This window comes from Cryobacterium zongtaii (genome assembly GCF_002909375.1).
GTDB classification, from domain to species: Bacteria; Actinomycetota; Actinomycetes; order Actinomycetales; family Microbacteriaceae; genus Cryobacterium; species Cryobacterium zongtaii.
Genome location: NZ_PPXD01000020.1, coordinates 153,555 through 176,376, shown reverse-complemented (window position 1 = coordinate 176,376; position 22,822 = coordinate 153,555). Strand labels below are relative to the sequence as shown.

20 protein-coding genes are annotated in these 22,822 nt (G+C 63.4%); 10 read left to right on the top strand and 10 right to left on the bottom strand.

Going from position 1 to position 22,822, the window contains the following annotated elements:
- Together C3B61_RS13165 and C3B61_RS13160 are read left to right on the top strand one after the other, a co-directional pair.
- Positions 1-1,926: a glycoside hydrolase family 127 protein gene (locus tag C3B61_RS13165; protein ID WP_244285933.1), complete on the top strand. Its 1,926-nt coding sequence runs from the start codon at positions 1-3 to the stop codon at positions 1,924-1,926.
- Positions 1,927-2,085: 159 nt separating this feature from the next.
- Positions 2,086-3,810 carry an amylo-alpha-1,6-glucosidase gene (locus C3B61_RS13160; protein ID WP_103461102.1) on the top strand — a complete coding sequence of 575 codons (1,725 nt, stop codon included), beginning with the start codon at positions 2,086-2,088 and terminating at the stop codon, positions 3,808-3,810.
- Positions 3,811-4,126: 316 nt separating this feature from the next.
- Here C3B61_RS13160 and C3B61_RS13155 read toward each other — a convergent pair whose 3' ends face one another.
- The 4 genes from C3B61_RS13155 to C3B61_RS13140 are packed head-to-tail and all read right to left on the bottom strand — an operon-like array spanning position 4,127 to position 9,508.
- Positions 4,127-6,271 (bottom strand): glycoside hydrolase family 2 protein, encoded by a 2,145-nt coding sequence (locus C3B61_RS13155; protein ID WP_103461101.1) that lies wholly within the window; start codon positions 6,269-6,271, stop codon positions 4,127-4,129.
- 5 nt (positions 6,272-6,276) lie between these two features.
- The gene (locus tag C3B61_RS13150) at positions 6,277-7,191 is read right to left on the bottom strand and encodes a carbohydrate ABC transporter permease (RefSeq protein WP_103461100.1); all 915 of its coding nucleotides are present in this window, start codon (positions 7,189-7,191) and stop codon (positions 6,277-6,279) included.
- Between the two features lie 4 nt (positions 7,192-7,195).
- A complete protein-coding gene (locus C3B61_RS13145) occupies positions 7,196-8,074 on the bottom strand; it encodes a carbohydrate ABC transporter permease (protein WP_103461099.1) in 879 nt (292 codons plus the stop codon).
- 60 nt (positions 8,075-8,134) lie between these two features.
- Positions 8,135-9,508 (bottom strand): ABC transporter substrate-binding protein, encoded by a 1,374-nt coding sequence (locus tag C3B61_RS13140; RefSeq protein ID WP_241990274.1) that lies wholly within the window; start codon positions 9,506-9,508, stop codon positions 8,135-8,137.
- A gap of 146 nt (positions 9,509-9,654) precedes the next feature.
- Between C3B61_RS13140 and C3B61_RS13135 the strand changes: the two genes are divergently transcribed.
- Both C3B61_RS13135 and C3B61_RS20075 read left to right on the top strand, forming a co-directional pair.
- A complete protein-coding gene (locus C3B61_RS13135) occupies positions 9,655-10,674 on the top strand; it encodes a LacI family DNA-binding transcriptional regulator (RefSeq protein WP_103461097.1) in 1,020 nt (339 codons plus the stop codon).
- Positions 10,675-10,759: 85 nt separating this feature from the next.
- Entirely contained in the window at positions 10,760-12,433 is a 1,674-nt protein-coding gene (locus C3B61_RS20075) for a sialidase family protein (RefSeq protein WP_103461096.1), read from the top strand.
- Positions 12,434-12,882: 449 nt separating this feature from the next.
- Here the strand turns inward: C3B61_RS20075 and C3B61_RS13125 are convergent, their stop codons facing one another.
- The 3 genes from C3B61_RS13125 to C3B61_RS13115 all read right to left on the bottom strand — a co-directional run bounded on the left by C3B61_RS13125 (position 12,883) and on the right by C3B61_RS13115 (position 14,835).
- On the bottom strand, positions 12,883-13,245 hold the full coding sequence (locus C3B61_RS13125) for a hypothetical protein (protein WP_103461095.1): 363 nt from the start codon (positions 13,243-13,245) through the stop codon (positions 12,883-12,885).
- A gap of 184 nt (positions 13,246-13,429) precedes the next feature.
- Positions 13,430-13,921 carry a P-loop nucleotide/nucleoside kinase family protein gene (locus C3B61_RS13120; RefSeq protein ID WP_208858818.1) on the bottom strand — a complete coding sequence of 164 codons (492 nt, stop codon included), beginning with the start codon at positions 13,919-13,921 and terminating at the stop codon, positions 13,430-13,432.
- Between the two features lie 56 nt (positions 13,922-13,977).
- Positions 13,978-14,835: a pentapeptide repeat-containing protein gene (locus tag C3B61_RS13115; protein ID WP_103461094.1), complete on the bottom strand. Its 858-nt coding sequence runs from the start codon at positions 14,833-14,835 to the stop codon at positions 13,978-13,980.
- A 256-nt stretch (positions 14,836-15,091) separates the two neighbouring features.
- Here C3B61_RS13115 and C3B61_RS13110 point away from each other — a divergent pair, with 256 nt between their 5' ends.
- The 5 genes from C3B61_RS13110 to C3B61_RS13090 all read left to right on the top strand — a co-directional run bounded on the left by C3B61_RS13110 (position 15,092) and on the right by C3B61_RS13090 (position 18,690).
- The gene (locus tag C3B61_RS13110) at positions 15,092-15,337 is read left to right on the top strand and encodes a helix-turn-helix transcriptional regulator (RefSeq protein WP_425266422.1); all 246 of its coding nucleotides are present in this window, start codon (positions 15,092-15,094) and stop codon (positions 15,335-15,337) included.
- A gap of 4 nt (positions 15,338-15,341) precedes the next feature.
- Positions 15,342-15,722: a hypothetical protein gene (locus C3B61_RS13105; RefSeq protein ID WP_103461093.1), complete on the top strand. Its 381-nt coding sequence runs from the start codon at positions 15,342-15,344 to the stop codon at positions 15,720-15,722.
- 129 nt (positions 15,723-15,851) lie between these two features.
- Entirely contained in the window at positions 15,852-16,373 is a 522-nt protein-coding gene (locus tag C3B61_RS13100) for a ClbS/DfsB family four-helix bundle protein (protein ID WP_103461092.1), read from the top strand.
- A 95-nt stretch (positions 16,374-16,468) separates the two neighbouring features.
- The gene (locus C3B61_RS13095) at positions 16,469-17,125 is read left to right on the top strand and encodes a histidine phosphatase family protein (RefSeq protein WP_103461091.1); all 657 of its coding nucleotides are present in this window, start codon (positions 16,469-16,471) and stop codon (positions 17,123-17,125) included.
- A gap of 74 nt (positions 17,126-17,199) precedes the next feature.
- Positions 17,200-18,690 (top strand): alanine/glycine:cation symporter family protein, encoded by a 1,491-nt coding sequence (locus C3B61_RS13090; RefSeq protein ID WP_425266421.1) that lies wholly within the window; start codon positions 17,200-17,202, stop codon positions 18,688-18,690.
- A 19-nt stretch (positions 18,691-18,709) separates the two neighbouring features.
- Here C3B61_RS13090 and pdxY read toward each other — a convergent pair whose 3' ends face one another.
- Positions 18,710-19,561, bottom strand: a complete 852-nt coding sequence (gene pdxY, locus C3B61_RS13085; protein ID WP_103461089.1) for a pyridoxal kinase PdxY — start codon at positions 19,559-19,561, stop codon at positions 18,710-18,712.
- Positions 19,562-19,646: 85 nt separating this feature from the next.
- On the opposite strand from pdxY, the gene C3B61_RS13080 reads away from it, so the two are divergent.
- On the top strand, positions 19,647-20,300 hold the full coding sequence (locus C3B61_RS13080) for a DUF1801 domain-containing protein (protein WP_165791169.1): 654 nt from the start codon (positions 19,647-19,649) through the stop codon (positions 20,298-20,300).
- 52 nt (positions 20,301-20,352) lie between these two features.
- Here C3B61_RS13080 and C3B61_RS13075 read toward each other — a convergent pair whose 3' ends face one another.
- A complete protein-coding gene (locus tag C3B61_RS13075; protein WP_103461087.1) occupies positions 20,353-21,576 on the bottom strand; it encodes a DNA polymerase domain-containing protein in 1,224 nt (407 codons plus the stop codon).
- A gap of 302 nt (positions 21,577-21,878) precedes the next feature.
- Positions 21,879-22,820 (bottom strand): DMT family transporter, encoded by a 942-nt coding sequence (locus C3B61_RS13070; protein ID WP_103461086.1) that lies wholly within the window; start codon positions 22,818-22,820, stop codon positions 21,879-21,881.
- Positions 22,821-22,822 lie beyond the last annotated feature (2 nt).

Below are 22,822 nucleotides of genomic sequence, written 5' to 3'. Positions count from 1 at the left end.
GTGACCCTGACCGCTTCACCAACAACCGAAATCCTCCGCCCGATGGCTGGCCCGGTTGAACCCGCCACGACCACCCGCCACGGCGTCGGTGTCGCCGACGTGAGCCTCTGCCCCTCGGGATTCTGGGGGAGCCGTCAGACCGTCAATGCCACAGCCACCCTGCGACACTGCCTGGAATGGATGGAGCGCCTGGGCTGGATAGAGAACTTCGATCGCGTCGCCAGCGGTGAGACCACGGTGACCCGGCCAGGATGGCAGTTCTCGGATTCAGAGATCTACAAGCTGCTGGAGGCAATGGCGTGGGAGCTCGGCCGAAGCCCTGACCCGTCGCTGGCTGCAGCATTCGAGGCGCTGGTGGAGCGGATCGGCGCGGCCCAAGACGACGACGGCTACCTGAACACGGCGCACGGACATCCGGGGCTGCCGTCGCGGTACTCGGACATGGCGATGGGCCATGAACTCTATAACACCGGTCATCTGCTGCAGGCCGCCGTCGCGCGACTCCGTACCGGGCACGACGATGGGCTCGTGCACATCGCACGACGCGCGGCCGACCAGGTCTGCGCGGAATTCGGGGCGCACGGCCGCGAGTCGGTCTGCGGTCACCCCGAAATCGAGGTGGCGCTCGTCGAAGCGGGGCGCGCATTCAGTGAGCCTCGCTATTTCGAGCAGGCCCGTGTGTTCATCGAACGGCGCGGACATGGCACCCTCCCGGTACGGCCGCTCCTGTCGGCGGAGTACTTCCAAGACGACATCCCCGTGCGGAAGGCAAACGCGCTGCGCGGGCACGCCGTGCGGGCGCTCTATCTTGCGGCCGGCGCCCTCGACGTGGCCACCGAGACCGATGATCAGGAGCTGACCGAGGCCGTCACCCGCCAGTGGGAGAACACTGTCGCCCGTCGCACCTATCTGACGGGAGGCATGGGCTCCCGGCACCAGGACGAAGGCTTCGGCGACGATTGGGAGCTGCCGGCCGATCGCGCATACTGCGAGACCTGCGCCGGCGTCGGTTCGGTCATGCTCGCCTGGCGGCTGTACTTGGTGACGGGCGATTCACGCTACCCGGATCTGATCGAGCGGACTCTGTTCAATGTCGTGGCCACCTCCCCGAGCGAGGACGGCAGATCGTTCTTCTACGCCAATCCGCTGCACCAGCGAGAGCCGGGTGCGGTTGCGAGTGACGGAGTTAACACGCGGGCCGAGGGCGGGGTGCGGGCTCCGTGGTTCGATGTCTCGTGCTGCCCCACCAACGTCGCCCGCACCATATCGTCGCTGGGTTCGTACGTCGCCTCCGTCGACGACCGCGGGATATCGGTGCTCCAGTACGCGGCCGGTGAGATCCGAGCGGGCGGGTTTGTTCTGCAGGTGGAGACCCAGTATCCCGACGAGGGCACGGTGCGCGTGCGCGTCCTCGCTGCGCCCGCGTCAGAGTCCCGACTTCGCCTGCGAATCCCTGGCTGGGCCGCCACTGCGACGCTGGCGGTGAACGGCGACGATGCGGTCAGCGTCGCACCCGGCTGGGCCGACATTCGACGCACGTTCGAACGGAATGATGAGGTCATCCTCGAGTTGCCCCTCGCTCCGCGTCTCACATGGCCGGATTCCCGCATCGACGCCGTGCGCGACACGGTGGCCGTCGAACGGGGACCTCTTGTGCTGTGCGTGGAGTCGACGGATCTGCCCACGGACGTACGCATCGAGGAGCTCCGGCTCCAGCCCGATCTGGGCCTGTCCGCCCATGCCGACGGGGCTCACGCTCACGGCACTATCGCCGTGCAAACGCCGGCCGCCGGGCCCCTTCCATTCGGCCCGACCAAGCCGCACTTCTCAGATCCGAAACGGGTTGAGATCACTTTCGTGCCCTACCACCGGTGGGCAGAGCGCGGCCCGGCCGCGATGCGCATCTTCCTACCGGTGGCCGGCTGACGATCGCCGCCACTGGCACCAACACTCTCATGGTCTACGACGTGGCCAGAGACACGACGGCTGTGACCTTCAGTATTGATTGACCACTTGCCCCGGGTCGCGTTCCGCCCTATCGGCGGAGCGCATCCCGGGGCATCCACCTCTAGGAGTACCGATCCCATGACAGTGCCCTCAGCGACTTCGTTCGACATCCGCGACATCCCTTTCAGCCGGCGTGGATCGTGGCTCGATATCTCACCGGTGGTGGGTCTCCACAAAGTGTGCGAGAAGCTGCATCTGGTTTCCCATCAAACCGGCATGCACGCGATCTTCGTCTTCGAGCCCTTGCAGCACGGCCTGCCCGTCGAGGCGATTGTTGAGGCGACGCCGACGACGTTGCGCTGGTCAACTCCGAGCGGTGTGATCGAGGCGGTCTTCGAGAGCGACAGCGTATTGCGGGTGCGTGGACGGGCGGCCGAGCTTCGGCTCGCGGATGCGACGCCTGAGCTGACCCCGTTCACTGGAACATACCTCTACACCGACCCGATCGACGGCGCGCCTGTCTTCACGTCGTATGAGACGGGCCGTCGTTACAGGGTCACGGCAGTTTCCGGCTCTCTCGCGATCACCGGAGCGGAAGCCCTGGGCGCCGGCGAACGCGCGGTGTGCACGAGTGGCCCGGAGTGGGAGATCGCCATTGAGGAGTTCGACGCAGCGCGGGCTCCCTACCGGCAGGCCCAGTCGTTCGAGGTCATCACAGTGGGCGTCGCGGCGGAATTTGACCACTACGTCGACAGCATCGCGTCCTGGCGAAGCGAGCGCACCCCCGGGGTCTCCACGGCCTGCTACGTGCTCTGGTCAGCAACCGTTGCACCGAGCGGGTTCCTCGCCCGGGAGTCGATCTTCATGTCGAAGCATTGGATGGACAAGGTCTGGAGCTGGGACCACTGCTTCAACGCGCTCGCACTGGCCCCCGGACTCCAAGAAGAGGCCATCGATCAATTCCGCGTCGTCTTCGACTTCCAGGACGCGACCGGCGCACTGCCCGACTCCATCACCCATTCGGAGGTGCTCTACAACTTCGTGAAGCCACCGATCCACGGATGGGCTTTCCGCAAGCTCCGTGCCACGCTCGAGCTACCGATCGAGGAGCGGACTCTGAACGACATCTACGACTCGCTCGTACGATGGACACGGTTCTGGCTCGATAGCAGGCGCGTTCCGGGGCATGTGTTACCCCATTACCAGCATGGCAACGACAGCGGCTGGGACAACTCGACGACGTTCGACCACGACCGCGTGATAGAGGCTCCTGACCTTGCGGCGTTCCTCCTGGTGCAACTCGACGTGCTCGCCGAGCTCGCCGCGGAACTGGGACGAAACGACGAAACGGACGAGTGGCGCCGCGAGGCGGACGTCATGCAGGGCGCCCTGCTCGAGTTGTGGGACGGTGACGTCTTCGTCGCGAAGGCGGCGACGAGCGGCCGCCTCAGCAAGACGACCTCGCTGCTGAACACCATGCCGATCGTCGCCGCCCGGCATCTGCCCGACAGCATCATCGAGAAACTCTCCGGGCGGATCTCCCGGCACGTGACGGAATTCGGTCCAGCCACGCAGCTGGTCGACAGTGAGGAGTACGAGCCGGACGGCTACTGGCGAGGGCCCATCTGGGCCCCTTCGACCGCAATCATCGAAGACGGTCTCCGGCAGGCTGGACAGGTCAGGCTCGCCGATCTCATAAGCGAACGGTTCCGCGGGCTGTGCGAGCGTTCGGGCTTCGCCGAGAATTTCGACGCTCTGACGGGCGAAGGTTTGCGCGATCGTGCCTATACCTGGACGGCGAGCTGCTACCTCACCTTCGCCCGGGAGGCCGAGGAGCGCACCCGGTTTCGCTGTTCGCAGTAGGTATTCACACCGCTCCACGGACTGTGTGCTGTCATCGCAGGTGCCGGCCTTGTTAGGTAGAGACGTGATGCCCATTCACCCGCGCGATGGAATTCCCGGAGAGGTGCCTCACTGTTGCACGGTCGTCGCTCGGTCGACGCTTGGTAAAATAGCGCGGGATCAGGAAGAGAGCGATTGCGATCGGGAGCAGTGAGATGGCTGCCCGGCGAGTATTGCGGCATGGCGTCCCCTGGAGGTGGTGACGTATTCTTTCCAATCCATGGATGCTTTGCTGAAGTGGCGCGCGCCGCGTTGGCGTTGAGACGCGCGCCACGGCTTAGGACGCCTGACCCGGGCGGGCTCCGCGGCGATTCGGTGGCTCAATCTCGGCCGCGTCAATGAAGGTTCGAGCGATCACACGTCCGCTGTTGTCGGTGAGCCAGAGGAGGAGACGCGCCGGACCCTCTGGTGGTGCAACAACGATTTGTACGGCCTCCGTCACGACGAACGGATTCACGACGACGTGTGCGGAAGAAACCGAACCGGGCAGGCTGGGAGCCGAGTCGGGCGAACGGGTGACCGCACGGAACGGGACTCCAGCAGCGACCCATACGGCGTGAAGCTGTGCTGTGACGGAGGTGACCGCGTGGTGCGAGACCCGCACGCCAATGCTGGTGACACCGGTCGGAACGGGGATATCGGCTCCCGCCCGCTCCGGGACGAGATCGACGATGAGGACGGTGTTGGCATTGGAGTCCGCAGGGTCGAGACCGCCCCAATCTTTTTGGCGACGGTCCCCGTCCACCAGGCCGGCGCACTCGTGTTCCACGTCAGTGAGCTCGGTGTAGACGTACCCGGCGAATCGGTCGTGGCGGCGCAGCTCTTGTGTCTGCCACCGCACATGCCAGGCGCGCTCGAGGCTAGTGAAGCCTTCTCCGAACTCGCTGTTGAGGATCGGGACGCCTGTGCGGGGGAACTCGGCGGTCCCGTACAGGCTCTTGTCGACCACGAAGTCGGGGCCGAGCTTCACCGGGAAGTCGTGGCGTTTGCCGGAAGCGAGGTCGGCGATGCTTTGTGCCCACGTTTCCGGGTCGGGCTCGTAGTAGTGCCAGTCGACGAGGTCGCTGCGCACATGCGACCAGCCCGAGTTTTCGACGATGGGGCGAGTGCGATCGATCGCGGCCAGAATGTCGTAGGCGGCCACCGCCGCAGCAGCGCGACTGCTACTGCCGGGGATATCCCAGTCCAGGCCCCACTCTTCGTTGTAGAGACCCCAAATGACGATCGACGGATGGTTGCCGTCCCGTTCGACCATCGGGCCGATCTGTGCGTCGAAGGCGGCGGCCGCCTCATCACTGTGCCGGCTCGGGCAGGCGGGTTCCGCCCAGACGAGCATCCCCATCTCGTCGGCGGCGTGAAGCCATCGTGGTTCCTCGAACTTCAGGTGTTTGCGTACCAGGTTGAACCCGAGTTCGCGGGCCAATGTGAGGTCATGCCGGAGGGACTCGTCGTCGGGTGCGGTGAGCCCCGATGTCGGCCAATAACCCTGGTCGAGGACACCGCGGACGTAGAGGCGTTCGTCATTGAGGTAGAGCTCTTCGCCGCGGACTTCGATGCTGCGTAGTCCGGTGCTGGCGATTACCAGATCTGCCTCTCGACCTTCAGCTGTCGTGATCTCGACCCGGTAGAGATGTGGGTCTGTCGGCGTCCAGATGCGTGGTTCGGCCATCTCGATGCGCCCGGATGCTCGCCCGTCAGAATCAGTGGTTAGCTCGACAGCCTCATACTGGCGGCCATCGACCACTCGCGCGGTGATGCGAGAGCCTGCAATGACGTCGCCGAGAACTTGAACTGATACGTCGATGCCGGTGCGCGAGTCGCCCCGCAGTTGCACCGAGTGAGCATAGGTGCGCCCACGGCCTTCGAGCCAGACACTCTGCCAGATGCCGGATGTAGGGGTGAAGGAGACGCCGTCATAGTCGTCTCGCGGGATGGAGCGCTGCTTTCCATGCACGAGTGCACGCTTGTCCGCCGGAGCGCTGACGTCGACCACGAGCTCTGCCGAACGGCCGGCGTGGAGGTGGTCGGTAACGTCGAATTCGAAAGAAGTGTAGCCACCGACGTGCTCTCCGACCAGATCACCATCGATGGAGATCGTCGCGCGATGCCAGACCGCACCGAAGCAGAGGATGATGCGCGAGCCGTCCCAGTCCTGCGGTGCGGTGATGCGACGGCGGTACGTCGCCGATTCGAGCCAGGTGCGCCCAATTCCGGAATCCGTGGTTTCCCAGGCGAAGGGCACGGTGATCGTCGCTTTCCCGTCGATGCTCGTGAAATCCCATTCTCCGTTGAGGCAGAGCCATCTGGCTGACCGGTCGAGGTCGGGCCGCGGGTATTCGCTCCGCGGCACCGCGGCGCGCGCCGAGTCGATGAAGGAGGGGACTGTTGTGTGCCCTGGGGTGGTGTTGGTCAGGAGAGTCATGGATGTTAGCCCTTCACGCTTCCAGCGAGGATTCCGTTGATGAAATGGCGCTGCAGTGCGATGAAGAGCACGAGCAGCGGGATGAGTGCGACAGAACTGGCGGCGAGAAGCTCGCCGGTGACGGTTGCATAGTCAGCGCCGATTCGGTTGCCGGTGATGTTCTGCGCCAGGGTCGAGAGAACGACCTGCAGTGTCGCCATCTGGTCGGAGCTGGCGATCACTACCGGCCAGACGAAGTCGTTGTAGATGTTCATGATGGTCAGCACGGCGAGGCCCGCGAGGCCGGGTCGGATAACCGGGAGCACTACTCGCCAGAAGATCCCGAATTCGCCACACCCGTCGACACGGGCGGCGTCGAGCAGCTCGTCTGGGACCGCTGAGATGACCTGCCGCATCCAGAAGATGGCAAATGCGTCGATTGCGCCGGGGAGGATCAGCGCCTGGTAAGTATTCACCCAGCCGAGCTCTTTCATCTCAAGAAGCAGCGGGATGATCAGCACAATGGTCGGGAGCATCAGCGTGATGAGCACTGTCCCAAAGATCAGGTTCTTTGCGGCGAAGTTATACTTTGCGAAGGCAAAGGCGGCGAGCGGGGCGAAGAACAGGGTGATTGCCCCCTTGATCAGTAGCACGATCCCCGTGTTGAGAAAGCCGGAGCCGATCGGAACATCGTGGAACATGGCGAGGTAGTTGTCGAGGTTGAACGTCGACGGATCGAAGCTCAGCGGCGATCGAATGATCTCGTTGGCGGGCTTGAACGCCGACAGTAGCGCCCAGAAGACCGGTGCTAGGAACCCGATGGTCAGCAGCGCCAGAAACAGCTGGGAGGCGATCGCAGGTCGAGGCCGGGATCGCGTTGGGGGAGTGGGTGTCGCCGCAACGCTCTGAAATGTGGGCTGGGTGAGTGTGGATGTGCTCATTGATCTAGTCCTTCGCTCGCAGCAGTCGCACGAACACGAGCGAGAGCGCCATGACGATGATCACGAGCAGGAACGAGTTCGCGGCACCTGTGCCGAGGTCTGCCCGGGTGATGTGGTTGTAGAGGTAGTAGCCGGCCGTCGTCGTTGACCCGTATGGGCCACCTTGCGTGACGACGAACGGCTCGGCGAACATCTGGAAAACGGCGAGCGTTTGGAGGATCACGGCGAACATGATTGTTCGGCGTAGCAGGGGCACGGTCATGCTCCAGAGCTTCCGGGCTGGCGACGCGCCGTCGAGCGATGCCGCTTCGTACACGCTCGCGTCGATCGATTGCAGTCCGGAAAGCAGGATGAGGACGATGAAGCCGGTTGTTTTCCAGATGAAAAGCAGGGCCAGCGTGGGCTTAGACCATTCGCTCGTCGTGAGCCAGCCAACGTCGGGGAGCCCGATGATGTTGAGCAGGCCATTGACGGCGCCGTAGTTCTGGTCGAACACGACAACCCAAATCTGGGCGATGGCGACCAGCGGGGTGACGAACGGAACGATGAAAGCGACCCGGTAGAAGCCCCGGAGGCGTAGTTTGGAGTTGTTGAGCAAGACCGCCGCCAACAGGGCGAGGACAAGCTGCACCGGGATGATCAGCATCCACAGGACCGAGGAATTGCCGAGCGAGCTCCAGAATCCGGCGTTACCGAGGAGGTAGGTGTAGTTGTCCCACCCGACCCACTCCGCAGCCCCGAAGCCGCGCCAGTTCGTGAAGCTGAGCCGGGCGGTGAAGATCAACGGGTAGATGCTGAAGGCAAGGAACACGGCTACGAACGGCGCGACGAAGAGGTACGGCGCTATGCGGCGTTTCGTCCTCGCGCTGGTCAGTGCGGTCATGGTCGGCTCGCTTTCTATCTGCGGAGTGGGTTGGGTTGGACGAACATGGGTGCTCTGTCTCTACTGCCGGTCGATGAGGTTTGACGTGATGTCAGTGGACGAGGTCTTGAGGACCTCCTGCGGTGTCATTTCTCCGTCGAGCATCCGCTGCAGGTTGTTCCCGAGATAGTCGACGGCTCCCGCCCACCACGACGGCGTGGGCACGGCTGGAGGAATCTCGGAGCTGGCCGCGGTGGCGACTGCCCAGAGGTCCTGGTTTCCGAGCTCAGGCACCGGTCCGAAGAGTGGAGCGGCCGGATCTGCGGCGGGTCCGTAGCTCGGAATGGAGGTGTTCAGTCCGGCCGGGTACACGTCGTTTGGCCCCCAGACAGCGGTGTATCCCGCTTCATCGAACATGAGGAACTCGTAGAAGAGCCACGCCAGTTCAGAGTTCTCACCGTCACGGGGAAGGACGAAGGAGGATCCTCCCATGGCGCCGCTCTGTGCTCCGCCATCTTCCCAAGCGGGCAACGGCATGGCACGCCAATCACCCGCGGTTTCGGGGAGAAGCTGCTGGGTGGCGAAGCTGAACCAAATCGCCCAAGGATAGAACACCTGGCTGCCGGATTCGAGCTGGGCGATGTCGGTGGGGTTGAGGTATTCCGCACGAGTCCCGAGTCCGTCTTTCTGGACCGTGTCGAGAAATGTCAAAATCTGCTCGTACTCCGGGGAGTCCAGGCGAAGCTCGCCTTCGGCATCGGCGACGCTCGTTCCGAGCTGGCTGGCGTACATCTCCAGCTGCAACTGCCCGAGGTACGCCGACTGCTCGAGGTGGATCGGCTGCGAGCCAGGCACTGCGGCCTGGTATTCGCGGGCTGCTTCGAGTAGGTCGTCATAGGTCTCGATCTGAGTGGGGTCGACGCCGGCGGCTTCAAGCGCCGCGGCGTTGTAGTAGAGCAGGCCGGGGTTGGAGTCGTAGGGGACGCCGTAGACACCTCCATTGATCGAGTTGACGTCGATCTTCTGCTCGGCGATGTCATCGACGTAGGGTGCGAGAACGTCGCTGACATCCCACAGCGAGTCGGCGAGACCGGCGACCTTCGCATCGTCGAGGAAGACACCATCGGGCACATCGGTGCCGGTGATGAGGGTGTTTTGAAGTTTTGCGTCAATGTCGACTGCTTCGTGGTTCACCGTGATGTCGGGGTAGACCTCGTTGAAATCGGCGATCGCGGCGTCGAATACTTCAAACAGGTCGCCGGACCGGTCCCAGATCGTGATCTCACCTGACGGGGATTTGTCGGAGGGAGCTTGAAGTCGGGCGCCGTCCGCATCTGCGGATGGCTCGTTGATGCTGGGTCCGCAGGCGGTGACGCCGAGGACGAGGCTGGCCGCGAGGCCAAGGACAAGGACGCGCCTGATGGGGGCTGGGCGTCGGGGCTGATGCTGTTGCAAGTGACACTCCTTTGTGACGGGTTCCCTGGGCGGCTTCATTCTCGCCGGTCGGAACGTCTGCGTTTGCCAACGTATGCAAACCGTAGCGCAACTTTGCTATCGTTGCAAACAGTAGAATCGTTACGAACGTCGGAGGGAGCAAACACATGCCAGCGACACTTCGTGATGTTGCCGAATATGCGCAGGTGTCGATGCGCACCGTTTCCAATGTCGTCAGTGGTTACACCCACGTAAGTGAGCGGATGCGCAAACACGTCCTCCAAGCCATTGACGAGCTGGGCTACCGACCCAATCCCGTCGCGAGGACCCTACGCACCGGCCGTACTGGGATGCTGGCCTTTGTCGTTCCTGAGATCGATGTTCCATACTTCAGCGCTCTCGCCCGTGACGTTATCGACGCTGCGGCTGAGGTCGGCTACCGGGTGATGATTGACCAGACCGGACACGACCACGACCACGAGCGCGATCTGCTTACTGGCAATGACCGAACGATGCTCTTCGACGGCATCCTGTTCAGCCCGCTCGTGACCAAGGCGGAATTGCTCGAGATGAACTCACCGACGCAGATGCCTCTGGTATTGCTGGGCGAGCATGAGTTCGACGGCCGGTACGACCACGTCGCGATCGACAACGTGCGGGCCGCTTACGATGCCGTGCGCCATCTGCTTGATACTGGCCGCACGCGGGTCGCCGCGATCGGCGCGCAGCCGCTAGAAGAGTACGCGACCCCGCAGCAGCGCACCGTAGGGTACGAGTTGGCCCTGCGCGAGGTTGGGATCGAGCCCGAGCAGCGGTACGCGCGACCCGCAGCGCACTACAGCCGTGCTGACGGTTACGGCGCCGCCGTGGAACTTCTCGCACTGGATGTGCGCCCCGATGCCATATTCTGCTTTTCCGATCTCCTGGCGATGGGCGCGATGCGCGCCGTCTTCGACGCCGGCCTTAGCGTGCCGCAAGACGTGGCCATCATCGGGATCGACAATATCGAGGAAGGCCGGTTCTCTCGACCCTCGTTGAGCACTATCTCTCTCGATACGTCCTTCATTGCCGAGCAGGCGATCGCGCGCGTAACCGCCCGAATCGAAACGCCGGACCTTCGACCGCGGCAAATCGTCGCGCCGCACACTCTTCGCATCCGGGAGAGTACCGCAAGCATCGAGCGATAGGGAATTTCGCTGAGCGCTTGCAACGTTGGCAATTTCCGGGCATTGTTGGGCGTGCGTTGGCGCGTAGCTCAAGCAAAGGATCACGATGACGCCGTCCGCCCGCCAACACGACCGACCGCTAGCACGCTGGCTCCTCGCCGCGCTCTTCAGCTGTTTCCTCTTGATAGGTTCGCTCGCTAGCCCAGTCGCACCCGCGACTGCCGCCCAGCCCGGCCAGGTTCTCTACTCGCCTAACCTCGCGACCTACCCCAGCGGCACCGCCGGATATCCCCGCGCGATTCGCATCGACAATGATGGGTCTTCCAGCGCGCAGACTCTACTCGCGACGTTCGCGAAGAGCGGACATAACGCACCCGGCACTCTCCCCATCTATCGGAGCACCAACGGCGGGACGAGCTGGAGCCAAGTCTCCACGATTTCCTCCAACACTCCCGGCTGGGACATTGAAGCACCCACCCTGTTCGAGGTGCCGAGAACGATTCCAGGGCTGAACCAGGGCGACATTCTTGCAGCCGGTACCTCCTGGAGCGTCGGCAACTACACGACCCAGAAGGTCGAGGTGTTCAAAAGCACCGACAAAGGTCTGACTTGGCAGTACCTGTCCAACTGCACCCAGACATTCGGGTTGCCCAACAGCTGGGGTCACGGTATTTGGGAGCCGACTTTCCTCGTAGCCGACGACAACACTCTTGCTTGTTTCATTTCTGACGAACGCCCCGCAAACTCAGCCACGAGCAACCAGATCATCGGGCACTACACTTCCACCAACGGCGGTGTCTCATGGAACGGGACAATCACACAGGATGTCGCATTCCCGAGCGACAACCTGCGACGCCCGGGCATGCAAACATTCGCAGAATTGCCCAATGGTCAGTTCGTGATGTCCTACGAGATGTGCCGCGACGCCACGAACGCCGACCATACGTGTGAGGTGTACATCAAGTTCAGCGCCGACGGGCTGAACTGGGGTCCGCTCGACACGCCAGGCACACTGGTGACCACCTCGGACGGACGCGAACTCCTACACACCCCTTACATCTCGTGGATATCAGGCGGTGGGGCCAACGGCACCATACTCATCTCCGGGCAGCGAGTCGTCTCGGGCCCGACGGGGAACAAGACCGTCTTAGCGGAGTCGGGGTCGGTACTCTTCCAGAACACTAACCTTGGGGCCGGCCCTTGGACCGAGCTGGAAGCGCCTGTGACTGTTAATCCCACCGGCGGTTATGCCGCTGGTGTGCCCGCATGTCCTGGTTACTCGACACCCGCAATCCCGCGCGAAAACGGCACCAGCTTCGTTTACTTCGCCGCAACACTTCGACAAGGCACCACGCAATGCGAGCTCAAGGTGGGTATCGGCGCACTACCCGGCCCGACGGGTGCAATCAGCGGCCCCGGCGGAAAATGCGTCGACGTCGACACTAACACCGCCGATGCCGGGCGTGCCGTGCAGCTGTACACCTGCGGCGTCGCCACCGGGCAACGCTGGTCCGTCAGCGCTGACGGTACGATTCGCGCCTTCGGGAAATGCCTCGACGTAACCAACAACGGAACCGCGAACTTCAGCCCGGTACAGACCTGGGATTGCATCGCCGGAGCTGGAGCGCAGCAGTGGATCCCACAGACGAACGGAAGCTTCCGCAATCCGCAGTCAGGCAGATGTCTTGACCTGCCGCAGGGCAACCTCGCGGACGGTACCGATCTGCAGATCTACGACTGCAACGGACTCTGGACGCAGCGATGGACAGTGCCATCCTGACCTAAGAGCGGCGCGGGCTGTTGCCCGCGCCGCGCTCCTTTCATTTGAAACAAGGGAATTCGCGGGTTTTCGGGGACATCCGGTAACGACCAAATTTAGGCCAGAACCTTCGGGGGGTCACAGGTTCAGATCCTGTCAGCCCGACCAAAGGGCCGTTCGCGAGACTCTTCACGAAACGGTCCGGTCGTAACAAAAGAAGTCTCTCCTGAGGAATCTCGGGAGCGATTTTCTGTTTCTGGATCATTTTCGTGAAAGGTTCATGCGAGTCGCGCCTGTCTCGTGCAAGGTGCGTCTGAGATCATCTTCGAGTTGTTTAAGAAGAAGGGAAGGGTCGGGAGTGATCAGCTGTTTGAGCTGCTCAATTGTGTCCACCAACCAAAGTTTGCAATTACTTATCCCCTCGATCAATCACGTGGCTCACGCGGACGCACCCTCGATGCCAAAATCGCTCAGCCGCAACTCGACCCCATGAGCTCAACCCGGTTCTCCCCATCGGGGTATGTCAAGCCGTTGTAGCTTGACCCGTAGACCACCAACGCTTCCGCAGCGAGCCGCCTCGCCGTCGCCAGTTCCTCATCGCTGCCGAACCTGTACGACTTCACCTTCGTGCGCAATTCGACCGCCGCGCTGACACCGAAAGCCGTGAACTTGACCGAGTAATATGACTCGCCACCCACGGGGTCAGTCACTTGCGAAGAGAGCGATTCGAACGGGATCTGACGATCGCCCCAAGTCAGAATGAACCCGTCACCGGGTATGCGCCCCATTTTCGCGGCACGGTACAACGACACATCCCGCTCGTGGTCAACCACGATCTACTGCATCACACCCAGGTACGGGCTAAACCACGGCTCGACTCGAAACATAACTCCCCAACCGTGCCGATATTCGACAACACCTACTCTGAAAAACTCGGCCTAACTCTGACGTGAGCGATGTCGCGGTCGACGTAGAGGGACGGGCCTGCGGGCTAGTTTGGAACTCCAACACGGGTCCTCAACCGCCATCCGGGTGAAGGCATCGTGCGTATGTGATGACGGTCAAGGGGCCCTCATCAGGGGTGGGGATCTCGAAGTTATCGAAGTAGGCGGCCGCCAAATGATCGGGCAGCTGAACGTCATTCGCTTCTTGTCCCGCTCGAGCACAGATACGAGCCAGGACCACACTTCGTGGCGTCGCGAGATAGAACGTCTCCGGCTCGATACCCAACGGACGGATGACGGCACGGTATTCCTCGCGCATGCGCCGTGACCAAAAGGAATAGTCCAGCACCACATCTGAGTGGGTGCTCACGAGGTCGAGAAGCTTCTGCACCAGGTGGCTCTCGATCTCGCGCCTGACATCTTCGGCCAAGGGTTGGGAACGAATCCCCAGGCGCCAAGCCTCCTCGTCGAAGGACAGCCGTGACATGCCGCCGGACTCTAGTTGGCGAGCAACCGTGGACTTGCCCGACCCAGCCGGGCCACACATGAAGATGACACGGGTCATGCCGTCGATCCTATGTCGCCCGCCCCACTTCTTAGAGGCGCAATACGCCCGAGCGCCTAGGCGAGCCAGTGCCGCGGCCGACTGAGGGCAGCCGGCAGGACGGTTGTGTCGTCGCCCTGAGCTGCATCGACTTGTAATTGTGTGAGAAACAGAGCACCCGATAGATCCGCACCCTCGAGCCGCGCGTCCCGCAAATCTGCACCGAGCAAGTCGACCCCCGCCAGATCGCCTCGTCGAAGATCCGCGGCGATGAGGTAGGCACCGCGGAGATCAGCTCCGCACAGACGAATCGATCGCAAGTCGCGGCCGACCAGGTCCGCTGACGGATGCAGGTCGTCGCTCAGGTCGGCTTCGGCACCAGCGGCATAGCCGCCGCGCGCCTCCTCGCTCACATCGATCAACGTTTGCCGGACCTCTAAGCGAATCCGCTCGACATCAGTCGCGAGTATCTCTGACGCATCGCCGTCCAGGGCTCGCAGGATTTCGCGTCGAAATTGGGCCACCGGCCCTGAGAGCTCCGAGGCGGTTGCCCGTTCGGCGGCTTCGGCGAGGTACCAGAGCATCTCGTGCAGCTGCCGGACGACGGCAAAAGTACTGAACATCTCGGCGCTCGTGTCGGGGCGTTCCCTCCAGCTTGTTCCGCCAAACAGCTTCTGCGACACGTATTGGCCCGCACCGAAGCAATCGAATACGGTGCACCCGCGAAAGCCCCGTGCTCGCAAGGAGTGGTGGATGGAGCAGGAAAAATCGTCTGCCAAATTCAGGCACGGGGTGCCCGCCGGCTTGTTGATCGGAAAGTCGGCGGACCTTTGAAAGCCGAAAGCTGTGCAGCAGAGTGCGAAGCAGTCAGCGCAGTTCGCGCGGAGGGTTGAGCGGTCGTCAGTGCTCGCGTCGGAAGAGTCGGTGGACGTCATGAGTGAACGGTCTTTTCTAAGGTGGTTTCGAGAGGGGGCCAGGGTGCAGGGGAACTCCGCAAGGAGCTCCCCTTCCGGGCGCACGAAATCACCGTCCCTCGTTCGAGGAGCGAGCTGGTGTCGCTGAAAGGTCTCTGGGTCACAGAGAGGAAGTAAGTATCACTGATGGCAGGCTAACGCCTTGCGCCCTTGGCGGGGACGCGGACGCCGGTAAGCCCATCGTCTATGACGGGCTGCGGCATCGAATGGGGGACATATGACAAGCCCGCTTGACACGAGCCGGATTGTAAAGCACGCTTGTCATATGGAATCCCAGGTAAGAGCAAGGCGTCAAGCCGCTGGCCTCTCCCAGGCCGCCCTTGGCGAAGCCTTGGGGGTTTCTCGTCAGACCATCAACGCCATCGAAACAGGGCGTTACGATCCGTCGCTAAGTCTTGCCGTTCGCGTAGCCCGTTTCTTCGAGTCCACCGTTGAGGAAGTGTTCCACATTGAATCCCACTAAGCGCTTGCCCATCTCGACCGTCAATATCGCCTTGGCCGGCACGCTCTTGGCTGGCGCGATCGCGACCGCTCTCACACACAACTGGTTCGCCGCGTTTGTCTTCGTCGCCGGCGGTGCCGCGGGCCTCGGTGCTGCGCTTTACGCGCGCCGCCCGGACTCTCGCGACATCACCCGGCTGAACGCCATCGAGTACCGAGACGAACGAGACCGCCTCCTGGCCAAGCAAGGGTTTGCCGCTGTCGGTGCCGCTGCCTTGATGCTCTCCATCCTTGAGTTTGTGCTGGCCCTGGTTTTCAACCAGCTGGTTGCACTGGCCGCCGCACAGGTGGTCGCCTTGTGCATCGTGTGGGGCATGGCCAACTCGATCGCCGTGCGGCGCAGTTAGACGCTGCCGAGGCGGTCAAGTCGGCACGCAGCGGGTCCTTAGACCCTCTCGCCACGGCGAATTCTCGTGAAAGAGTGCAGTTGCAACTCTTTACCGTCTGACCACAGGCGTATCTGCGAGAGGGAATCCATGGCCGTCCCGAGCTCCAAGGCAGATCTTGTGGCCGCGATCGGCACCACGTTCGCCCAGCTCGAATCCGATCTCGATCGGGTCCCACCGTCGCTCGTCTACGACCAGGTCCTTCCGGGGCATGCGAAAAACACGATGATGAGTCCTGCAGAACTGGTTTCCTACCTGATCGGCTGGAACGAGCAGGTCGCCACCTGGCACGCACGCCGCGCAGCCGGGCTACCCGATGAATTGCCCGCCGCCGGCATTAAATGGAACGAGCTTGGCTTGCTCGCCCAGCGCTACTACGACGCCTACCGCGACGAGACGTGGGACGAGCTCAGGGCCCACCTGGTCGGTGCCAAGGACAATCTCCTGGCACTCATCGAGGACTACACCGACGCCGACCTGTACGGGCGCCAGTGGTACGGCAAATGGACCATGGGACGCATGATTTCGCTGAACTCATCCTCGCCCTATATGAACGCCCGCGGACGCCTTCGTGCTTGGCTCCGGGCTGCACCCCTCACGCCCCCGAACTAGGCGCCGGGCTCCTGCTTGAGCCCTTGAACCGCTTGTCCCAAGTCGTCACGCACCAGCTCGGCATCAAATCCGGGGAGCGATACTACTGTGGCCGTATGTCTACAATCGATCCGCTGCCCGACCACCCCGCTCCGGATAACCCGTCCGGGAAGCTGATTCTCTTGCGCCACGGGGAAACGGATTGGTCGAAGAGCGGCAAACACACTGGGCTCACGGATGTTCCGCTCACGGCCCGGGGAGAGGAACTTGCCCGCGGCGCAGGCAGGTTGGTGGCCGACTACGATTTCTCGCTCGTGCTGACGTCGCCGCTGCAGCGTGCGCGACGCACTGCCGAGCTCGCAGGCCTGCATGCCGACGTCGATCCGCTTCTCGTCGAATGGGACTACGGCGGGTACGAGGGGCGAACGACGCGCGACATCCGCAGCGAGCTCGGCTACAACTGGAGCGCATTCACCCACGGCGTGATTCGTGGTGACACGCCCGGTGAGACGGTCGAGGAGGTCGCCGCCCGCGCATCGCGGGTGCTCACGCGGGTGCTGCCTGCGATGGTGGAGGGAGATGTCGCCCTGATCGCGCACGGCCACTTCCTGCGCATCCTGACCGCCGTGTACCTGAGATTGGCCCCTCGATTCGGTGCTCAAATCACGCTGGATGCTGGATCGGTCTCCGTGCTCAGCTACTACCGTGAGCAGCCCGCCATCTTGTCGTGGAACTACGGAGCCGAACTGCCCATGGAGCCCTCCGAGTCTTAAGACACCAGAACCACCGGGTAGGACCTGGGTTTTCGTTTGCGGGGCCTGTTCGTCATACTTGCGAGGTGGATTCTGTGAATGAGTGGTTGCTGACGTGGGGCGACAATCTGTGGACGTGGATTGTGTTGCCGGTTGTTGTGGGTCTAGGGATCTACTTCACAGTCCGCTCAGGGGTGGTGCAGTTCCGTCTCATTCCGGAGATGTTCCGTACGCTGACCGATAAGACGCCTCAAACGGCGGCGGGTGAGCCGCAGTCGATCTCGGCATTCCAGGCCTTCACAATCTCGGCGGCGTCGCGAGTGGGAGTCGGCAATATCGCCGGTGTCGGCACGGCGATCGCGGTCGGAGGACCCGGGGCGGTGTTCTGGATGTGGATGATGGCGTTCGTCGGGGGAGCGTCGAGTTTCATCGAGTCCTCGCTGGCGCAACTCTTCAAGGTGCGGGACGCCGAGGGCTTTCGCGGTGGGCCCGCTTATTACATGGAACGTGGACTCAAGGCCCGCTGGCTGGGCGTGTGGTTCGCGGTCATCCTCATCGTCTGTTTCCCATTCGCGTTCAGCTCGTTGCAGGCCAACACGATCTCGGCGACGGTGACCGCGAGCATCGGCGGGGATGTGCCCTGGCTGCCGTGGGCGATCGGCGTGGGGATCGCGGTACTGACCGGCCTCGTCGTCTTCGGCGGAGTCAGGCGGATCGCCCACGTCACCCAGGTGCTCGTGCCCATCATGGCGCTCGCGTACCTCCTGCTCGGCCTCGTGGTCGTGGCTCTGCATCTCGACCGAGTCGGCCCGGTCTTCGCCGAGATCTTCACGTCGGCGTGGGGGTTCAACGAGGTCGTCGGTGCCGCGTTCGGGTACATCATCCTTACCGGTGTCAAGCGCGGCATGTTTTCCAACGAGGCGGGCCTGGGGTCTGCGCCGAACGCGGCGGCGAGTGCCGCGGTCACCCATCCTGTGAAGCAGGGACTCGTGCAGACCCTTGGGGTCTACTTCGATACCTTCCTGGTGTGCTCCATCACGGCGTTCATCATCCTCGTGTCGGTACCCGACCTGGCGGGAGCAGAACGAGGGATCGGTCTCACTCAGGGCGCGCTGGTGGGCACTCTGGGAGCGTGGTCGAACATCGCGCTGAGCGTGATCATCTTCATGCTGGCGTTCTCCTCGATCCTCGGCAATTACTACTACGGCCAGTCGAACATCCAGTTCATCACCAAGCGGCGCGGGGTGCTCACCGCGTACCGGGTGCTCGTCGTGGGCGCGGTGCTCGTGGGATCGGTATCGGGCGCCGACCTGATCTGGAACTTCGCGGACGGCGTCATGGGACTCATGGCACTCACGAATCTCATCGCCATCGGCCTGCTCTCCGGCATCGCGTTCCGGTTACTCAAGGACTACACCCGCCAACGACGAGAGGGCCGCGACCCGGTGTTCACCCGCGCGCTCTTTCCCGACGTGGCCGGCATTGAGTGCTGGGAGGACGAGTTCAGCGTCACCGGTCCGATCCGCGTGTACCCGACCGGCGGCCAGACCACCAAGCGCCGCGACGGCATCCGCACCCCGCGATAGAGCCTGCTCGTGTGCCTCGTCAGCGCACGCGCTGGGCGGAGAACTGCATGCGCGGATGAGCGTAGAAGCTTTGCGCCTGCACGAGCTGCAATTCTCGCTCGCCCGACTGATACGTCAGCTCGATGAGATCGAACACGCTGGACGCGGTGCGTTCCAGCGCCACAGCCGCATCACCTGTCGCGCGGTAGTGCGCCGAGAAGAGTGCCGCGGTGACGTCACCCGATCCGTTCGCTTTGAAAGGCAAATGGGGAGTCTGCACGACCCACGCGCCCGCAGCATCCACTGCGAGCATCTCGATGGTGCCGGCCTCGCGGTCGGGCCGCTCCACACTCGTCACGAGCACGGTGCTCGGTCCCATGGCCCGGGCGAGGTCGACGGAGTCGAGGGTCGAGTCCATCGTCGATGGCTCGGTGCCGGTGAGGAATCCCAACTCGAACTGGTTCGGAGTGATGATGTCGGCCACGGGGACCACACGATCCCGCAGTAGGTGGGGGATCTCGGGCGCCACGAAGCACCCGGACTTCGCGTTGCCCATCACGGGGTCACACGCGTAGATGGCCGAGGGGTTCGCCGCTTTCACCCGCTGCACCGCATCCACGATGACGTCGCCGATCCCGGTGCCGCCTTGGTATCCCGAGAGCACCACGTCGATCTGGGGGAGCACACCACGTTCCTCGATGCCGAGGATCACATCATGCACATCCTCGGGTGCGATGAGGGATCCGCGCCACGCGCCATACCCCGTGTGGTTGGAGAAGTTCACTGTGTTGACCGGGAGCACTTCGACCCCGATGCGCTGGAGGGGGAACACGGCCGCTGAGTTGCCAACGTGGCCGTGCGCGACGGCCGACTGAATCGAGAGAATCTTCACAACGTCAATCTTCCTCCCTCCGAACAGTCCGGGCCGCCGGGGAGCTCGTCGGTACGGCCGTTGATGGGAGGACTATCATCGCGCCATGGACAGTAAGGACTCTGGCAAGAGCGACGATCAACCGGCGAGGGGCACGTCGGCACACGACGAGTCCGCCTGGACACTCCCGGATGCCATGACAGGCCGGGCCAGCCCCGCCAAAGCGGCGGTCGGCGACAAACCGGTGTTCGCTTACATCGCCAGCTTGCCGCAGCCACAGCGCGGCATCGCCGAAGCAGTCGACGCACTGGCGGCCACGACGCTGCCCAACCTCCAGCGCTCCGTGAAGTGGGGCATGGCGTACTACGGCGTCGGCGACGGCTGGTGCTTCAGCTCCGGCGGCTTCGCCGGCCATGTGAAGCTCATGTTCATCAATGGCGCGGCGCTCGAGCCGGTACCGCCGGTGACGCCGGTGGGGATGGGCAAGTCAACGCGGGGTGTGGAGCTCGAGTCCGTGGACGACCTCGACGAACACCAGATCGCGGCCTGGATGACGCAAGTCACGTCGGTGCCGGGTCTGGGAGGCAAGAAGACTCACATTCCCAGCCCCGATGAGCCTTCCGTCCCGGAGCTCGAGGCCGACCAGACCATCGCGCCGCGTCCGGAGGAGGAGATCGCCGACGCTCTGCGGGCCGAGCCAGACTTTGAGGATCACAGCGAGCATCGAGTGAAGACACCCCCGGTTTCGGGAGCGAAATAACCTGGATTGAGAAGTCGCATCTGACAGCTGTTCCGGCCAGGGCCAGCCATTTTCAGCCGCGGCCGGCCCACGGGTCGTAGTCGACTTCGAGGGATCCCTGGTCGGGACGGAGTGCCTCTGGTACATGCTGGAGGTTGATGCGTACCCGGTACCAGAGTGAGCTCGCACCGCGCATGCCGTCGACCAGCACGTCCGCGGGCTCGAGCAACGCGACGACCTCCAGATGCCGTGATCGCCAGGCGTCAAGGCCAGCGATGGCTTCCTCCCTGGTCTTCGCCCGGGCGATCTCAACGAGCGGCATTCTCGAGCGGCGGCGGCCGGATCCGTCGGGTGCTGTCGGCGCCTTCTCGGCGGGCCCGAGCCGCTCGGCGAGAGCCAGCAGCGCATCGAGGCTGCCTGCGGCGTTGTCGATGCCGGCGGCGACATCGCCCTGATCGGCGAACCGCTGCAGCACGGTCGGCACCGTGAACTCCTCGGGGCGGCGGGTGCGCACCTCGTCCCATCCGAGCGGTGTCGAAACTCGGGCATCCGGACGGGCGCGCACCGAATACGCGGACGCGACAGTGCGGTCCTTGGCGTTCTGGTTGAAGTCGACGAACACGCTCTCGCCGCGCTCCTCCTTCCACCAGTGTGCGCTCGCCAGCCCCGGTGCCCGGTTCTCGACCTCCCGAGCGAGGGCCTCCGCGGCGAGCCGCACCGAGCGGTAGTCCCATCGGGGTTCGATCCGCACGTTGATGTGCAGGCCGCGTGAGCCGCTGGTCTTCGGCCAGCCGACGAGGCTGTGGTCGGTGAGTACGTCGCGCACGGCGAACGCGACGTCGACGATCTGCGCCCAGTCGACACCGGGCATGGGGTCGAGGTCCACGCGCAGCTTGTCGGGATGGTCAAGGTCCCACGCGCGAACGGGGTGCGGGTTGAGGTCGATGCAGCCGAGGTTGATGACCCAGGCCAGCGCGGCGGCATCCGTCACCACGATCTCTTCCGCCGAGGTGCCGGATGCGTAGTGCAGAGTGGTCGTCTCGATCCACGATGGACGCGACTCGGGCGCCCTCTTCTGGAAGAACGCCTCCCGGTCGATGCCCTTCACGAAACGTTTCAGCACCATGGGCCGGTCGCCCGCACCGCGCAGCGCGCCGCCGGCCACCGCGAGGTAGTAGCTGACGAGGTCGAGCTTGGTGAGCCCGGGCTCGGGGAAGACGAGCTTGCCGGGATGACTCACCCGCACCTCGCGTCCATCGATGTCGAGGGTGGTCGAGTCGTCCTTGGCCGCGTTCATGCCGGGGATGCTACGCGCGGGGCAGGCGACGGGGGAGGAAACTCTGCTCAAGAAGCGCCGTGGATCTCGTGAACGTCACCACCGAGTTCCAATGTGTCTCGCTCGTTACACCTAGGGTCTGGCGGTGACGTTGCGGTGGGGGTGTCCTGTTACCTCCACGACTTCGTCAACGGGCGCTTCACCGAGGTCGTTTCGTACACGATCGAGATCGACGTCTGACGCCGAAAGCCCGCCCGTGCTGATCTCTGATGGCGGAGATCCAGCCCAGGCGGGCCTTGCCGATTGTGAGCGAGGTGGCGTGGCTAGCCAGCCACGTTTGTTCGCTCAGGAGTCTTTTTTACCGCGGGACTCGCCTTCAGGAGAGCCTCCCCGCGACGCTCGTCGCTGTAGACCATGAGCGTCGAGCCGAGGAGTGCGAGGACAATCGCAATGGTTCCGAAGACCGACGGCAGTGTCTGATAGACGATGAGTGACACGACGATCGTGAGGACCGGAGCCAGGGCGTTCGTCGTGGGTGCCACCACGGAAGCCTTGCCGCGGCTGAGCGCCATCACGAGGAACAGGGCGCCAATCGCGTTCAGGAGCTGAGTTGCGGCGGTAAGTGCTGGAGCCTGCCAAGGAACGTCCATGGGGAGTCCGCCCATGGACAGGATTGCAAAAGGGGTCAGAACGAGTCCGCTGATGGCCATCCAGGCGAACGTGGTCGCGTCGTTCACTCCGATCGTCGCCGCTTTTCTCATGAAGAATGCCTGCACGCCCCACGCGATCGAGACGAAGATCGCGATGATCAGCCACGGCCCGGAGTCCGCCCCGCCCGAACCGCTCGAAACGCTGAAGAGGACAATCGCTGCGAGTGCCGCGATGAGGCCGATGACGGCGACCTTGGGAAGGCGTTCCCGCAGGAAGGCCATAGCCATGAGCACGGTGATGGCTGGAGAGATCGAGATGATCGGGAAGATCAGATAGGCAGGGCCCGAGGAGAGGGCGTTGAAGAGCAACAATTGCCCGCCGGCGCCGGTTAATCCGATGAGCAGGCCATACACGGCAGCTTTGGGGCGGCGGTCGAATTTCTGGCCCCTGAGGGCGAATGCGGCGGGGATTATCATCACGACCGCCCAGATGACGTAGACCATCTCATCGGGGTATCCGTACAGGGTGATGGGTAGTGCGGAGAACGCGCCCCACACTCCCCAGAACAACACCAAGAGCGCTGCGTAAAATATCCAACTCTGCGTTTTCTTCATTG